Raw genomic sequence first — 16,492 nt, 5'->3', positions numbered from 1 at the left:
CTTCAGCACACAGGGGGATGGGACATGCACGCTTGGAGCCAGCCCTGGGTGACGGCAAAGAGCCTGGCAGCTTCGCGCGAGGCAAAGGCTTTGTCAAAACGGAACACTCGGCAGTAGCTGCCGTTGCCACTTGAACGATGGACCGAGAAGGAGGCGCGGAAGCGGCCACAGTCGGTCGGGTGTGTCGCGGGCGAAACGACGTACTGGCCCATGGAAATGGCGTTATTTGAAATCTGGTGCATTCGGGACCGCAGGCCGTCATCGACCTGCGTGAGCATCGAGGGACTCGGTGGGCTGCAGCTCTTCAGACCCACTGGGCGACAAGGTCGCAAAAGGCGGCCTGCCGCGGCGCGTTAGACCGCTTGGAGGCAGGCGTTGCGGTGACTGCTGGCGTCAAGAGCCGTGACTGCAACGAAGTGAATTATATGCGATTTGTTATTTAATTTTTATTTAATATCATTTTTGGTTTTAAAAAGACGGTGCCCGTGCCTCGCTTCCGCCTGCGATGGGCGCTGGCGCAATAGCGAGCTCAAGCATCGCTCTTCATCGTCTTTTGGCCCGTTCCTGCAGCCTCTTGCGTCCTGGCTTCGACGGATTCCGCGGCCACAGAAGGCGTCACCCCGCGATGGCATGATGCGCGCATGAAAGACCTGAACGCCAGCAGCAGCACCTGGGCCGACACGTTGCCCAGCCAGTGGGGACCAGAACTGGCCCACACGGAAATTGAAGTTCCTTTGAGCCGGTCGCCGCAAGACCTGCCCACATCGTCTGCCATCAGGGCGGTTTCCGCCACGGAGCGCCTTTCACTGTGGGGCTGGATGCGCGAAGGACTGCGCGCTGCACTGTTTCTGGCGCCGCGTACAGGGGCTGCGGCACCCACGCCCTGGCAGTTGCTGGTGTTGTCGTTGATCAGCGGCGCTTTGCTGGTGGGCGCTGCACGGTTACAGGTCGTGGGCCCGGCCCAGTTCAGCATGCGTGGCTGGCTCACCCCCATGTGGAGCAGCCTGGTGCTGCTGTGGCTGGCTTGGTGGGCCATGGCGCCAGCACAGCGTGCTCCTACCCCTGCGCCCGAGCTGGGTGTGCCCGGCCCCTCGGGCGGGCTGGCCGCTTGGTATGTGCTGTCGGCGTGGGCGCCCTTGGCCCCCTTGCTGGTGCTCTATGTCCTGATGGGATTGGCGGTTCACCAGCCTGCACTGTGGAATGGGCCGGTGGCGAGCATCCTTTTCTGGGTGGCCTACGGCGTGCTCACGGTATGGGTGCTGGCCACGTTGGTGGTGGTGAGTGCCCGCTTCATCCGATCGCGGGTGCGCACTGCGGTCTTTGGCGTGGCGATGGCTGTGGTGGTCGGGGTGGGCATGTGGCAGTTTCAGGACCAGCCCTGGGAGGAAGACGCCCTGGCGGTGGCCGATGCATCTGCCGCGTCCGCCGACGGAGCACAGCCTCCAGAGCCTGCGCAACTGGCGCTATCGCAAGGCCTTTTTGAGAACCAGCAGCTGCTGTGGCAACAGCAGGTGGATGCTTTGTTGCCTCAGCGTCCCGGCGTTGTGGATGTCTATGGGTTGGTGTTCGCGCCCTATGCGGATGAAAACGTGTTCCGCCGCGAAAGCACGATGGTCACCACGCTGCTGCAGGAGCGGTTTGACGCCCAGGGCCGGGTTCTGCACCTGCTCAACCATGCTGAAACTGCCGAGACCCACCCCTGGGCGACGCCCGAGAATCTGCAACGCGCCATTGCTGCGCTGGCCGCGCGCATGGATCGCGAGCATGATGTGCTGGTGATTTACATGACCTCGCATGGCGCACGCAACCATGAACTGGCCGCCGCACACTGGCCGCTGCAGGTGCCGCCGGTGACGCCGGAGATGCTGCGCGCAGCGCTGGACGAATCGGGTATCCGCAACCGCGTGATCGCAGTGTCTGCCTGCTTTTCGGGAGGCTGGATCGAACCGCTGGCCACCGACAGCACCCTGATCATGACGGCGGCCGACGCCACTCACACCTCGTATGGCTGCGGCAGGCTGTCTGAGCTGACTTTCTTTGGCCGCGCGGTGTTTCATGAACAACTGCGCCAGACCCATTCCTTCACCGAGGCCTTTGCCAAGGCTGTGCCGCTGATTCAGCAGCGTGAGGTCGAGGCCGGCAAGGCCGACGGCTTTTCGAACCCGCAGATCCGCGTGGGCCAACAGATCGCCCCGGTGTTGCAGGCGCTGGAACAGCGGCTGCAGACGGAGGCACCAAATGCCTCCAGCGCAGCCCCGGCGCCGGCGGCCGAAGCGCCGAGTCCGGTGCCGGCGACAGCTGCGGCGACCGACACCGCCACAGCGCCATCCCCGCGGCCCTGATGCGTTGAACACGTTCTAACACCCCACGGCCCGCCAGCCCGTTCGCTTTGCGCTAAGGTCTGCCCATGAACCTGTCTTTCCTGCGCCTTGGCTGGCGCACCCTGGCCCGGGACCTGCGCGCGGGCGAGTTGCGCCTGTTGATTGTGGCGGTCACCCTGGCAGTGGCCGCGCTCACGTCTGTGGGTTTTTTTGCCGATCGCCTGCAAGGCGGACTGCAGCGCGATGCCCTGCAGCTGCTGGGGGGGGATGCAGTCGTGGCCAGCGACAACCCAACGCCCGCGGCATTCGTGGAGCGCGCCAAGGCGCTGGGGTTGCAATCGGTCACCACGCTGGGCTTTCCGACCATGGGCCGCGCGAGCGATGCGCAGGGCGGCGCCAGCAAGCTGGTGGCACTCAAGAGCGTGCAGCTGGGTTACCCGCTGCGCGGCAGCCTCACGGTGGCAGATGCCCCCGGCGCGCTGGAGCAGCCGACGCGTGACATCCCGGCGCCCGGCGAGGTGTGGGTGGACGCGCCACTGCTCGAATCGCTCAACCTCGCCATGGGCGACAAGCTGTTGCTGGGCGATGCGCAACTGCGCATCGCGCGCATCATTGTCATCGAGCCTGACCGGGGGGCGGGCTTCATGAGCTTTGCACCACGTGTGATGGTGAACGAACGCGACCTGCCCGCCACGGGGCTCGTGCAACCTGCCAGCCGCCTGACCTACCGCTTTGCCGTGGTCGGCCCGGCGTCGGCCATCAAGGCGTTCAACGATTGGGCGGTGGTCGAGGCCAAGAAGCCCGAAGTGCATGGCGTGCGCGTGGAGTCGCTGGAAAGCGGCCGCCCCGAGATGCGCCAGACGCTGGACCGCGCGCAGAAATTCCTGAGCCTGGTAGCGCTGCTGGCTGCACTGTTGTCAGCCGTGGCCGTGGCGCTGGCCGCGCGCGGCTTTGCGGCGGAGCACCTCGACGCTTCGGCCATGCTGCGTGTGCTGGGGCAGAGCCAGCGCACCATTGCTGGGGCCTACACCACGGAGTTCGCGCTGATCGGCCTGTTTGCCAGCTCCTTGGGCGTGGCGCTGGGCTATGTGGTGCATTACGCGTTTGTGCTGCTGCTAGCGGGATTGGTGGAATCGGCCTTGCCTTCGCCCAGCCTGTGGCCGGTGGTGTTTGGCCTGGGCATGGGGCTCACGCTGCTGTTTGCGTTTGGCTTGCCGCCGGTGCTGCAGCTGGCGCAGGTGCCACCATTGCGGGTGATACGGCGTGATGTGGGGGGGCTCAAGCCCGCCTCGCTGGCAGTGCTGGGTATCGGCATTGCGGGCTTCGCCGCGCTGTTGCTGGCTGTCAGCAGCGACATCAAGCTGGGTCTGATTGCGGTGGGCGGTTTTGCCGGCGCCGTGGCGCTGTTTGCAGGCCTGTCATGGGTCGCGGTCAAGCTTCTGCGCAAGAGCGTGAACGAAAGCACGGCACCGCGCTGGCTTGTACTGGCCACGCGGCAGATTTCTGCGCGCCCGGCCTATGCCGTGGTGCAGGTCAGCAGTCTGGCGGTGGGTCTGCTGGCCCTGGTGCTGCTGGTGCTGCTGCGCACCGACCTCATCAGCAGCTGGCGCAAGGCGACCCCGCCCGATGCCCCCAACCGTTTTGTCATCAACGTGATGCCTGACCAGTCGGAGGCCTTTCAGCAGACGCTCAAGGACAGCGGAGTGGGTCGCTACGACTGGTACCCCATGATCCGGGGCCGGCTGGTGGCCGTGAACGGCAAGCCAGTGGGCCCCGACAACTATACCGACGACCGCGCCAAGCGCCTGGTGGACCGAGAATTCAACCTGTCCAACGCTGTGGAGGCACCGCCCCACAACCAGGTGGTGGCCGGGCGCTGGACGCCCGGCGAGGAGGGCGCCATCAGCGTGGAAGAAGGTATTGCCCAGACGCTGGGCCTGCAGCTGGGTGACCGTTTGCAGTTCGATATGGGCGGCGTGCAGGACGAAGCCCGCATCACCAGCCTGCGCAAGGTGGACTGGGGCTCCATGCGCGCCAACTTCTTTGTGATGTACCCGGTGGCCGAGGTCAAGGATGTCCCGGTCACCTACCTGGCCGCCTACCGCGCTCCAGAAACCCACGGTTTCGACAACGCGCTGGTGCGCCAGTTTCCCAACATCACCAACGTGGACATGGGCGCCACCATTGCCCAGGTGCAGCGGGTGCTGGAGCAGGTGATCCGGGCGGTGGAGTTCTTGTTTGCCTTCACGCTCGCAGCTGGGCTGGTGGTGCTGTTTGCCGCCGTCACGGCCACGCGCGAGGAGCGCGCACGCGAGTACGCCATCATGCGTGCCGTGGGGGCCCGTGCCAGCCTGCTGCGTCAGGTGCAGCGGGCCGAACTGGTGGGGGTAGGTCTGCTGGCGGGCTTTCTGGCCAGCGCGGTGGCGGTGGGCGTGGGCTGGGCATTGGCGCGTTATGTGTTTGACTTCACCTGGACCGCCGCCCCCTGGGTGCCGCTGGCCGGTGCGCTCGCGGGCGCGTTGCTGGCGCTGGCCGCAGGCTGGTGGGGTCTGCGCGAGGTGCTGCTGCGCCCGGTGGTGGACACGCTCAGGCGGTCTGCCGAGTAGCTGGACAGCAGCAGGCGCACTGCACTGCGTCCGGAAAGGGTGAGAGTCCGCACGAGCGCCCTCTGCCTTTCGCTGGTGCCAAACGCTTTCCGAGGGGGTTTGTCGTGGCAGCTGCGGGACATTGCTCGCCCCGCGATGCAACGACCGCACGCGGCGCAAGGTGTTGCGGCCATTGGCCTCGCCGGCCCAGAGTTTGAATAAAAACAGACGATAGCGCCGAATTCATATGCGCTGATAGCTATCAAATAGATAGCGAATACTCGCCAATGCGCTGGCTGCTCCTACTGCATTTTTGCTGCTCCGGGCCCGAAAAATCGCTTTTTGGGCCACCGGTGCGACAATAGAGGGCTAAATGACAAGTTCCTTTTCCAATCTATCGCTGGCTGAGCCGCTGGCGCGCGCCGTAGCCGAAATGGGCTACGAGTCCATGACGCCCATCCAGGCGCAGGCCATCCCGGTGGTGCTCACCGGCCAGGACGTGATGGGCGCAGCCCAGACCGGCACCGGCAAAACCGCCGCGTTCTCGCTGCCTTTGCTGCAGCGCCTGCTCAAGCACGAGAGCAGTTCCACATCCCCCGCTCGCCACCCTGTGCGCGCTCTGGTGCTGTTGCCCACCCGTGAGTTGGCCGACCAGGTGGCCCAGCAGATTGCGCTGTACGCCAAGTACACCAAACTGCGCAGCACGGTGGTGTTTGGCGGCATGGACATGAAGCCCCAGACCATCGAGCTGAAAAAAGGCGTCGAAGTGCTGGTGGCTACGCCGGGCCGCCTGCTCGACCATATCGAGGCCAAGAATGCGGTGCTCAACCAGGTGGAGTACGTGGTGCTCGACGAGGCCGACCGCATGCTGGACATCGGTTTTCTGCCCGACCTTCAGCGCATCCTGAGCTACCTGCCCAAGCAGCGCACCACGCTTCTGTTCAGCGCCACCTTCTCGCCCGAGATCAAGCGCCTGGCCAGCAGCTACCTGCAAAACCCCATCACCATTGAGGTGGCCCGCCCGAACGAGACGGCCTCCACGGTGGAGCAGCGCTTTTACAGCGCCAATGATGACGACAAGCGCCGAGCCATCCACCAGGTGCTCAAGACGCGCGGCATCAAGCAGGCTTTCATCTTCGTGAACAGCAAGCTCGGATGCGCCCGTTTGGCGCGCAGCCTGGAGCGTGAGGGCCTCAAGACCGCAGCCTTGCACGGCGACAAGAGCCAGGACGAGCGACTGAAGGCGCTGGAAGCCTTCAAGAGCGGCGAGGTTGATCTGCTGGTGTGCACCGATGTGGCAGCACGCGGCCTGGACATCAAGGACGTGCCTGCGGTGTTCAACTTCGACGTGCCTTTCAATGCGGAAGACTATGTGCACCGCATTGGCCGCACGGGCCGTGCGGGCGCGTCCGGCCTGGCCGTCACGCTGGTTTCGGGCAGCGATGCCCGCCTGGTGGCCGACATTGAGAAGCTGATCAAGAAAAAGATCGATCTCGAAGCCATCGAATACGAAGAAGACCGCCCCCGCGGCCGCATCAACGACGGCCGCCGCGCATGGCGTGAAGCAGGCGAGACCGGTGATCCGCGCGATGTGATTCCAGCTGCCGTGCGTGAGCGCAACGAGCGCCGTGAACCCCGCGAGCCGCGTGAACACCACCGGGGTTTCCGCCCTGCCGTGGCCTCGCGCGATCCCTTCTTCGAAAAGCCTTACGAACCCAGCAGTGCGGATACCGCCCCCGCCTGGGAGGCCGCCGCCAAATCGCCTGCGCGCAGCAGCATTTCGGCCAACATCAAGCCCAAGCGCAAGGTGGCAGCCTTGTTCAAGGCGGTTCAACCCGAGACCTCCACGCAGTAACGGCTGCCGCTCTTTGCGCTGGCTGCCGTGGTGTGCGTCCCGGGCGCGTTGACTGCCCGGGTCAATCCCCAGTTCCCCAGCTCTAGCCCGGCTGCTGCGCCTGTTCGCAATGCACCTGCAGCAGCTCGCGGTCAGCCAGTGTCGCGCCGAAACGCACGGCACTCAGGCACCCTCCCCATACACAGCCGGTATCCAGGCCCAGGAGTTCGCTGCGGTTGAGCCAGCCTAGTGTGGACCAGTGGCCAAAGGCCATCAGCGTGCCAGCGGTGCGCCGGCCTGGCACATCAAACCAGGGCATCAGGCCCTCTGGGGCAGCGCAGGCACTTTCGGTGCTTTCAAAATCCATCACACCGTCGAATGAGCAAAAGCGCATGCGCGTCAGCGCGTTCACGATCACGCGCAGCCGGTCAGTGCCTGTGAGGGTATCGCTCCAGTGGTCCGGCGTGTTGCCATACATGCTGTGCAAGAAGGCGGGCAGGTCCGGGCTACCCAACACGGCATGGACCTCCTGCGCGCGTTCCAGGGTGTCTGTGGGGGTCCAGGCGGGGACCACGCCCGCATGCACCATCAGCAGGGTCTGGCCGGCATGCTCGTGGGCCCGCGCCAATGGCTGGTGGCGCAGCCACTCGAGCAAAGCGCTGCGGTCTGGGGCGTCGAGCACCGAGGCCAGGGTGTCGCGGCGCGAAGGCTTGCGCGCGCCGTGTGCGGCAGCGAGCAAGTGCAGGTCGTGGTTGCCCAGCAGGCAGCGGATGGCGTCGCCCTGCTGCATGCAGCGGCGTAGCACGGCGGCGGAGTCGGGGCCGCGGTTGACGAGGTCCCCCAGCAGGTACACCGTGTCACGGCTGGCAGAAAAGCCGATGGTGTCGAGCAGGCGCCCCAGGGCGTCGTCGCAGCCCTGAATGTCGCCGATACAGTAAAGTGCCATGATGGTCGTCGGTTGCAAACCTGATTGAGTGAAGCATGGATTTTCTGCTGATCGCGCTGCTGACCCTGCTCAACGGCGTGTTCGCGATGTCCGAGCTGGCGCTGGCGTCAAGTCGCAGGTCGCGGCTGACCGCCATGGCCGAGGCGGGTGACAAGGGCGCACAGGCCGCTCTGGCGCTGCTTGAGAACCCCACGCAGTTTTTGTCCTCGGTGCAAGTGGGCATCACCTCCATTGGCATGCTCAACGGGATCCTCGGAGAGGCTGCTTTCAGCGATGACCTGGGGCTGTGGCTGCAGCAGCTCGGGATGCCTGTGCGGGCCGCCAGCATCACCGCCACCGCGCTGGTGGTAACCGTCATCACCTTCGTCACGATCGTGTTTGGCGAACTGGTGCCCAAACGCATCGGACAGCTCTATCCCGAGGCGGTGTCCCGCCTGGTGGCGCGACCCATGGCCTGGGTGGCCCGGGTGGCCAAGCCTTTTGTGCGCCTGTTGTCGCTCTCAACCCAAGGGGTGCTGCGCCTGATGCAGGTGGACAACACAGCAGGGCGTTCGGTCACGGAAGAAGAAATCGTTGCCAGCCTGGAAGAAGGGCGCGAGGCCGGTGTGATCGAGCACCATGAGCACCAGATGGTGCAAAACGTGTTTCGCCTGGATGATCGGCCATTGACCTCGCTGATGGTGCCGCGCAGTGATGTGGGCTGGCTCGATGCAGGGTGGTCGGTGTTGCAGGGCTTGCAGCAGGCGGGCCGTGGCGGCGAGCATGCCGCGCATTCGTGGTACCCCGTGTGTCGCAACTCTCTGGACGAGGTGGTGGGTATTGTGAGCGTGGCCCGGTTGCTGGAGCTGGGGCCTGAAGCGCCCGGCACGCTGGAACAGTATGTGAAGCCCGCCGCCTTTTTGCCCGAGACCTTGAGCGGCATGGAGCTGCTGGAGCAGTTTCGAGCGCGCTCGGGGCGCATGGTGTTTGTGGTGGACGAATATGGCGTGGTGCAGGGCATCATGACCCCGCACGATCTGCTCGAAGCCATTACCGGTGAATTGCAGCCCGGCGCTGCCGCCGATGCCTGGGCCACCCCGCGTGGGGATGGCGCATGGCTGCTCGATGGGCTGATGCCTGTGTCCGAACTCAAGGCCCGCCTGGATATTCGAGATCTGCCGCAGGAAGACCGTGGGCGGTATAACACCCTGGCGGGGTTTTTGATGGCAGAAACGGGGCATTTACCTGCCGTAGGCGAACAGATTGTGTGCGTGGGCTGGATATTCGAGGTACTGGCCCTGGAGGGGAAACGCATTGACCGCGTATTTGCACAGCCTGACAGCGCACTTTGAAGCCTTTGTGGCTTCTTGGACCACCGGCTGTCCAGGTGCTGAATATGCCAGGCAGTATTTTTGTGGTTTCTTAATGCAAAATCTTTACCCCGGCGTGTGCTCGCAGCGGTTATCCATATAATCGCGCTGTCACCAACCCCATTTTCTTATTCAGACACCATGACCAGCTACAAAGAACTTTTGAAGCAGCGTGAAGCGCTTGAGCAACAAATCAGCGAAGCCCGTCGCCGAGAATTGTCGGACGCTGTTTCCCAAGTGCGTGCCTTGGTGGCCGAATATGGTCTGACCGCCCAGGATGTGTTCCCTGCGGGCAAGGCCGCAGGGAAAACCGGCCGCAGCTCTACCGCAGGTACCAAAGTAGCCCCCAAATACCGCGACCCGGCGACTGGCCAGACATGGACCGGCCGTGGCAAGGCGCCCAAGTGGATTCAGAACGAAAACCGCGAAAAGTTCGCCATCTGAGAACCGGCATTCGCTGCACCCAAAAAAATAGCCCGCAACTGCGGGCTATTTTTTTGGGTGGCTTGGCATGGGGCGTCGAACTACCGAGCCTGGCCCAGCATCTGGATCCTTCATACATCGCTGGGGACACAAAATCTGCGCCCTGCATTCACTGGGTGGATACCGCAAAAACCGCTTTCCCGACCAGCCATTGCGCACGGAACCTAAAAAATCGGTCTGCGTGTTGTGGTTCAACCCACCCCAGGCCGTCAGTCCGCAGCATATTGCTGCGCCATCTCCCGCAGTACCTGGGCAGTAAATGCGTCGGCCGGGAAAAACGATTCCACCGCCAGCTCCTGCAGCGTCACATCCACTGGAGTGCCGAATATCGTCGTGGTGCTGATGAGCGACAGCATGCCGTGCATGCTATTGAAACAAAACGGCATCACCACACCCAGCATTTCTCCCGCCATGACGAGTGGTGTGGATTCATCGGGCGCGGGGTATTCCAGCAGTTCGGCCTGCAGGGCCAGCAATGCCGGGTCCCCCGTGGCATGAATCTGCTGGCGCAGGCGCTCGAAGAGGTGGTGGCGCCATTGCGCCAGATTGGCGATGCGTGACGCCAGGCCGTCGGGGTGCAGGCTCAGGCGGAACACGTTGATGGGGGGCACTAACAGTTCAGGGCTCACATGCGCGGCCAGCAAGGCCTGCGCTGCGCGGTTGGCAGCCACCACATTCCAGCAGCGGTCGAGTGCGATGGCGGGGCAGGGCTCATGGCCCTTGAGCACCAGCTCGACGGCCTGGCGCGCTGCGGTCAGTGCCGGGTCGTCCAGCGCGCGTTCTCGGTACATGGGGGCGTAGCCGGCTGCCACCAGCAGTGCGTTGCGTTCGCGCAGCGGGATGGCCAGGCGCTCGCACAGGCGCAGCACCATGTCGCGGCTGGGATTGGTGCGGCCGGTTTCCATGAAGCTCACGTGCCGCGTGGAGATGTCTGCCTCGTCGGCCAGCTCCAGCTGACTCAGGTGCCGCTGCTGGCGCCAGGTGCGCAGGTGGTCGCCAAAACTGGCAGGCCCCGCCGCTGTGCTGCGGTGCGGCAGCGGATGGCGCGGGGTGCGGCGAGAGGGGGTGGAGGGTGCGGACGTCATGCCTCGCATCCTAGGCCCAACCAGGCCGCAGGCCATTACCTGCCATGTCATCGACGCCATGCGCCGCAGCGGCAACGATGCAGCCTTCTTCAACCCCCAAGGAGCTTGCCATGTTGAACCTGTTGTCTTCCCCCTCCCTTTTGCGTGCCGTGGTCTGGTTCGATGCGTCCACCGGGCTGCTGTTGGGCGCCTTGCATCTGCTGCTGACGGCGTCGCTGGCCGAATGGCTGGGGCTGCCGCACGGACTGCTGGTGGTGTCCGGCGTTTTGCTGCTGGGCTACGCAGCACTGGCCACCCGCATTGCCCGCGCGCGCACCATGCCGCGCGGAGGGCTGTGGGCGCTGATCGCCGCCAACTTTGGATGGGCGTTGGCCAGCCTGGTGCTGCTGCTCGGTAACGCCGTGGCACCCACGTTGCTGGGTCAGGCGTACCTGGTGGTGCACGTGGTCTCGGTGGCGCTCATTGCTGAGCTGCAGTGGATGGGTGTGCGCCGCCTGCCTGCTTGGGCTGCCGCTTAGTTCTTTTGCGCTATATATTTGATAGCTATCGAGGCATAAGGATGTAGCGCTTGGCCGAGTTTTTCCGCAAAAATGGTGAAAAGAGCGTCGTATGGGCCTCTGCGCCAGGGCGGCGGGGCACAGCGGCATACCCCCAACGATTGCGCCGTCATGGGGGACTGCCAGAATAGACGCTGTTGCCTTATCAAGGAGTTCGCCATGGCCTCATCGTCCAAGCCGCTAGCCAAACCGTCGTCCCGACCCGCACGCCACGCCTTTGCCAACACGCTCAAGGGCTTCAAAACAGCGTCGGGCAAGGAGGGCAAGTTCTACTCTCTGCCCGCGCTTGCCAAGCAGTTTCCGCAGATCCAGCGTCTGCCGGTGTCGATCCGCATCGTGCTCGAATCGGTGCTGCGCAATTGCGACGGCCGCAAGGTGACGGCCGAGCATGTGCAACAGCTTGCGCACTGGGCGCCCAATGCCGCGCGCACCGACGAGATCCCTTTTGTCGTCTCGCGCGTGGTGCTGCAGGACTTCACCGGTGTGCCTTTGCTGGCCGATCTGGCCGCCATGCGCAGCGTGGCCGCCAAGCTGGGCAAGAACCCCAAGAAGATCGAGCCCCTGGTGCCGGTGGACCTGGTGGTGGACCACTCGATCATGGTCGACCACTACGGCAAGAAGAATTCGCTCGACCTGAACATGAAGCTCGAATTCCAGCGCAACAAAGAGCGCTACGAGTTCATGAAGTGGGGCATGCAGGCCTTTGACACCTTTGGTGTGGTGCCCCCGGGCTTTGGCATCGTGCACCAGGTCAACCTCGAATACCTGGCGCGCGGCGTGCACAAGCGCAAGGATGGCGTCTACTACCCCGACACCCTGGTGGGCACCGACAGCCACACCACCATGATCAACGGCATCGGCGTGGTGGGCTGGGGCGTGGGCGGCATCGAGGCCGAGGCCGCCATGCTGGGCCAGCCGGTGTACTTCCTCACGCCCGATGTGGTGGGCTTTGAGATGACCGGCCAGCTGCGCGAGGGCGTGACGGCCACCGACCTGGTGCTCACGGTGACCGAGCTGCTGCGCCAGCACAAGGTGGTGGGCAAGTTCGTGGAGTTCTTTGGCGAAGGCACGCGCACCCTGGCGCTGCCCGACCGCGCCACCATCGGCAACATGGCGCCGGAGTACGGCGCCACCATGGGCTTCTTCCCGGTGGACGAAAAGACCATCGACTACTTCAAGGGCACGGGCCGTACCAAGGGCGAGATCGAGGCCTTCGAGGCCTACTTCAAGGCCCAGGGGCTGTTTGGTGTGCCGCTGGCCGGCGAGGTCGACTACTCGCAGGTCGTCAAGCTCGACCTTGGCAGCGTCACCCCCAGCCTGGCGGGCCCCAAGCGCCCGCAAGACCGCATCGAGCTGGGCAAGGTCAGCAGCCAGTTCGCTGAGCTGTTCAGCAAGCCCAACGCGCAAAACGGCTTCAACCGCCCGGCAGAGCTGCTGCACACGCGCCATCACATCCACCGCCATGGCGAAGCTGCCGCCGAAGAGGCTACGCCAGACGGCAAGCCCACGCCGGCCGGCGCACCGCGCTCGGTGGTCGAGATGGAGGCCAACAAACCCGCACTGGCCACTGCGCACGGCGAGTCCCGCGCAGCCACGCTGCCCGCCAAGGGGGCTGACCCCACAGTGGGCAATGGCGACGTGCTGATTGCCGCCATCACCAGCTGCACCAACACCAGCAACCCCAGCGTGCTGCTGGCTGCAGGCCTCTTGGCCAAGAAGGCGGTGGAGGCAGGCCTCAAGGTGCAGCCGCACATCAAGACCTCGCTGGCCCCCGGCTCGCGCATCGTCACCGAATACCTCACGCAGACCGGGCTGCTGCCGTACCTGGAAAAGCTGGGCTTTGCGCTGGCGGGCTATGGCTGCACCACCTGCATCGGCAACGCGGGCGACCTCACCCCCGAATTGAACGAGGTCATCACCAGCAACGATCTGGTCTGCGCAGCCGTGCTGTCGGGCAACCGCAATTTCGAGGCGCGCATCCATCCCAACCTCAAGGCGAACTTTCTGGCCAGTCCGCCGCTGGTGGTGGCGTACGCCATCGCGGGCACGGTGCTCAAAGACCTGATGACCGAACCCGTGGGCAAGGGCAAGGGCGGCAAGGACATCTACCTGGGCGATATCTGGCCCACCAGCGACGAAGTCCACGCACTGCTGAAGTTCGCGATGAACGGCAAGGCCTTCCGCGAGAACTATTCCAAGGTGGCCTCCGACCCCGGCAAGCTGTGGGAGAAGATCAAGGGCGTGAGCGGTACGGCCTACACCTGGCCCGCCAGCACATACATTGCCGAGCCGCCGTTTTTTGCCCAGTTTGCGCTCGACAAAGGCGCTGCGGCCGCGTCGGCGGTGCACAGCGCGCGCATCATGGCGCTGTTCGGCGACTCCATCACCACCGACCACATCTCGCCCGCAGGCTCCATCAAGGAAAGCTCACCCGCAGGCCAGTGGCTGTTGCAGCACGGCGTGCAAAAGGCAGACTTCAACAGCTACGGCGCCCGCCGGGGCAACCATGACGTGATGATGCGCGGCACCTTTGCCAATGTGCGCATCAAGAACCTGATGATTCCGCCCACCGCCGATGGCTCGCGTGAAGAGGGCGGCGTCACGTTGTTCCAGAACGATGGTCCGCTGCAGGGCGAGAAGATGTTCATCTTTGATGCCGCCATGCAGTACATGGCGCAGGGCACGCCCACCGTGATTTTTGCGGGCGAAGAGTACGGCACCGGCTCCAGCCGCGACTGGGCCGCCAAGGGCACGCAACTGCTCGGCATCAAGGCGGTGGTGGCGCGCAGCTTTGAGCGCATTCACCGCTCCAACCTCGTTGGCATGGGCGTGTTGCCGCTGCAGTTCAAGGCGGGCGATTCTTGGGAAACGCTGGGCCTGACGGGCAATGAGGTGATTGATGTGGTGCCTGATGCCGCACTCACGCCACAGAGCGATGCGAGGCTGGTCATTCACCGTGCCGACGGCACGCGCCAGGAAGTGACGGTGACCCTGCGCATCGACACCCCCATCGAGGTGGACTACTACCAGGCCGGGGGCATCTTGCCGTTTGTGCTGCGCCAGCTGCTGGAGGGTTGAAGGCCCGCTGCATCCTTCTTACTTGCCGCATCGCGCCCCGCGCTGATGCGTGCACGCAACGCCTGGGCGCAGCGCAGTCCAGGGTTGTCTTGGACGGGGCTTTGGCCCCGTTTTTCATGGTGCGAGCGCTCTGGTCATTTCCTTACGCGTAGATACACTTGTGACGTTGTGCGGCCATTTCGCTGGCACTGCCATTCACCCCTTCGTCCATGCCACCTCCCAACAGCTCTCCGACAGCGCGCATGCCCTGGTCGGATGCGCCCGCCATCACCGCGGTGCTGGTGGTGGCAGTGCTGGCGCTGGTCGTGGTGCCGCTGGCGCAGATGCTGGGGGATGGGGCGGGCGCCCAGCACGGGGTGGAACCGTTGCTGGAGCTGGTGGCGGTGCTGCTGGGACTGCTGGTGGTGTCGGTGTCCCTGCACGCCCTGGAGGCGCAGGAGCAGGCGCGCGCCAATGTCCTGGTGGTGGGTTTTGGCGTAGCGGCGGCCTGCAATTTTCTGCACGGGGTGCTGGTGCACTCCGGCCCTGTGCACATGCCGCCGGGCAGTGCCGACATGTCGTTGTGGCTGAGCAGTTGGGCGCGTGTGGCCGAGGCCCTGACCTTGGGGCTCACCGCCACGCGCTTGTCTGCCCCCGGGCCGGCTCGCGCCTGGCTGGCAGCGGCGGGGGGTGTCACGCTGGTGCTCGCAGGGTCGTCGCTGGGGCCGCTGCCCCAGTGGTTTGCCCATGCTGCAGACGGTGCCTTGCGCCAGGTGGTGGCCGTGGGGCTCGCCCTGGCCTTGGCCGCCAGCGCTGTGGTGTTGCATCGCCGCAGCCGCAGCGAAGAGGCACCGCGTGAACGCCTGTTTGCCTGGGCGGCCGGAGCTTTCGTATGCGGCGAGGTCACGGTGGGCGCGCTGGGCGGGCATTCGATGCTGGGTGGAGTGCTGTCCCATGGCTTTCGGGTGGTGGCGTATGCGCTGCTGTACCAGGCGGTGTTTGATGCAGGCATCCGCCGCCCGTTTGCGCGCATCCAGGAGGCCGAGAGCCGGTTGCGCGAGAGCGAGGGGCGTCTGTCATTGCTGGGGCGCAACCTGCCGCACAGCGTGTTGTTCCAGATCGTGCGCGAGCTGGATGGCCGGGTGCATTTTGTGCACATGGGCGACGCCATCGAACGGCTGAACGGGGTACGCGTCGAAGACGTGTTGCAGGACCCACGCGTGCTGTACCGGCAGATCCTCCCGGAAGACATAGATCGCCTGCGGCAGGCAGAGCGCCAGTCCTACCTGTCCATGACCAGTCTGGAGGCGGTTTTTCGGGTGCGCCGCACCGACGGCCAGGTGCGCTGGATGCACCTGAGTTCGTCGCCGCGCCGGCTGCAGGATGGCCGGGTGCTGTGGGATGGCGTGCAGACCGACATCACCGCCCACCACCAGGCCGAAGAGGCCGCGCACGCCCAGCAGGCGCTCATGGCCAACACGCTGCGCCATGTGCCGGGTGGTGTGTCGCGGATTGATCGGGACTTGCGCGTGCTGTACGTCAATGAACAGCAGGCACGCTGGCTCTACACCACGCCCCAGGCGCTGGAAGGGCAGCGGCTGCAGGATGTGATCCCGCCCGAAGTGTTCGCGCGCATCCACCCGCACCTTGAAAAAGCCTTTGCGGGCGAGACCGCGGTGTTCGAAAACCGCATTGACCGCCCTGACGGCACACAGTTTCGCCACACCACCATCGCCCCAGAGAGCGTGACGGCGCAAGGGGTGGCAGCCGTGGTGCTGTTTGCCTACGACTTGACGGCGCTCAAGCGCATCGAACAAGAATTGGCCCAGCAGAAGGCGCATCTGGCCAGCGTGGTCAATGCCATGCCGGACATGGTGTTCATGAAGGACACCAACGGGGTGTACCTGTCGGTCAACCCGGTATTCGAGCGTTTTGCGGGCCGGCCCGAACGCGATGTGGTGGGCCGAAACGACTACGACCTGACCAACGCGGCCGAGGCCGAGCGCTTTCGCAAGTACGACCAGCGCGCCATGCAGGCCTGGCAGCCGCTGGTGTATGAGGAAACGCTCACCTTCGCCGAAGACGGCTACCAGGGCCAGTTCGAGACCATCAAGACGCCCATCCGCGATCTGCATGGCCGCGTGACGGGCATCCTGGGCGTGTGCCGCGACATCACAGACCGCAAACGCGCCGAACAGGAGATCGAACGCCTGGCGTTCTACGACGCGCTCACCGGCCTGCCCAACCGCCGCCTGCTGCTGGACCGCCTGCAACG

11 protein-coding genes are annotated in these 16,492 nt (G+C 64.8%); 8 read left to right on the top strand and 3 right to left on the bottom strand.

All coding sequences use genetic code 11. The annotated features are described in order from the left end of the window. Positions 1 to 2: 2 nt before the first annotated feature. On the bottom strand, positions 3 to 242 hold the full coding sequence (locus AC07X4_RS19445; RefSeq protein ID WP_192420591.1) for a hypothetical protein: 240 nt from the start codon (positions 240 to 242) through the stop codon (positions 3 to 5). Between the two features lie 399 nt (positions 243 to 641). On the opposite strand from AC07X4_RS19445, the gene AC07X4_RS19440 reads away from it, so the two are divergent. From AC07X4_RS19440 to AC07X4_RS19430, 3 genes are all read left to right on the top strand, one after another. After that, complete coding sequence (locus AC07X4_RS19440; protein WP_494741009.1) at positions 642 to 2,342, top strand: C13 family peptidase; 1,701 nt, start codon at positions 642 to 644, stop codon at positions 2,340 to 2,342. Between the two features lie 65 nt (positions 2,343 to 2,407). Then, entirely contained in the window at positions 2,408 to 4,927 is a 2,520-nt protein-coding gene (locus tag AC07X4_RS19435; protein WP_494741008.1) for an ABC transporter permease, read from the top strand. Positions 4,928 to 5,279: 352 nt separating this feature from the next. After that, positions 5,280 to 6,761, top strand: coding sequence for a DEAD/DEAH box helicase (locus AC07X4_RS19430; protein WP_056058643.1), 1,482 nt, complete (start codon positions 5,280 to 5,282; stop codon positions 6,759 to 6,761). Positions 6,762 to 6,843: 82 nt separating this feature from the next. On the opposite strand, the gene AC07X4_RS19425 is transcribed toward AC07X4_RS19430, so the two are convergent. Further along, positions 6,844 to 7,686, bottom strand: a complete 843-nt coding sequence (locus AC07X4_RS19425; protein ID WP_494741007.1) for a symmetrical bis(5'-nucleosyl)-tetraphosphatase — start codon at positions 7,684 to 7,686, stop codon at positions 6,844 to 6,846. Positions 7,687 to 7,721: 35 nt separating this feature from the next. On the opposite strand from AC07X4_RS19425, the gene AC07X4_RS19420 reads away from it, so the two are divergent. Both AC07X4_RS19420 and AC07X4_RS19415 read left to right on the top strand, forming a co-directional pair. After that, a complete protein-coding gene (locus tag AC07X4_RS19420) occupies positions 7,722 to 9,017 on the top strand; it encodes a hemolysin family protein (protein WP_494741006.1) in 1,296 nt (431 codons plus the stop codon). 159 nt (positions 9,018 to 9,176) lie between these two features. After that, positions 9,177 to 9,479: an H-NS histone family protein gene (locus AC07X4_RS19415; RefSeq protein ID WP_056058651.1), complete on the top strand. Its 303-nt coding sequence runs from the start codon at positions 9,177 to 9,179 to the stop codon at positions 9,477 to 9,479. A 248-nt stretch (positions 9,480 to 9,727) separates the two neighbouring features. Here the strand turns inward: AC07X4_RS19415 and AC07X4_RS19410 are convergent, their stop codons facing one another. Continuing rightward, positions 9,728 to 10,603 (bottom strand): helix-turn-helix domain-containing protein, encoded by an 876-nt coding sequence (locus AC07X4_RS19410; RefSeq protein ID WP_056746749.1) that lies wholly within the window; start codon positions 10,601 to 10,603, stop codon positions 9,728 to 9,730. A 110-nt stretch (positions 10,604 to 10,713) separates the two neighbouring features. Here AC07X4_RS19410 and AC07X4_RS19405 point away from each other — a divergent pair, with 110 nt between their 5' ends. The 3 genes from AC07X4_RS19405 to AC07X4_RS19395 form a co-directional block, all read left to right on the top strand. After that, complete coding sequence (locus AC07X4_RS19405) at positions 10,714 to 11,121, top strand: hypothetical protein (RefSeq protein ID WP_260668265.1); 408 nt, start codon at positions 10,714 to 10,716, stop codon at positions 11,119 to 11,121. Between the two features lie 198 nt (positions 11,122 to 11,319). Then, positions 11,320 to 14,238, top strand: a complete 2,919-nt coding sequence (locus tag AC07X4_RS19400; protein WP_494741005.1) for an aconitate hydratase — start codon at positions 11,320 to 11,322, stop codon at positions 14,236 to 14,238. Positions 14,239 to 14,447: 209 nt separating this feature from the next. Continuing rightward, positions 14,448 to 16,492: PAS domain S-box protein (locus AC07X4_RS19395; protein ID WP_494741004.1), on the top strand; the 2,045-nt coding region annotated here is incomplete at its 3' end.

It is taken from the genome of Acidovorax sp. GW460-11-11-14-LB4, from assembly GCF_059423685.1.
This window is presented reverse-complemented; position numbering and strand designations above follow the sequence as displayed.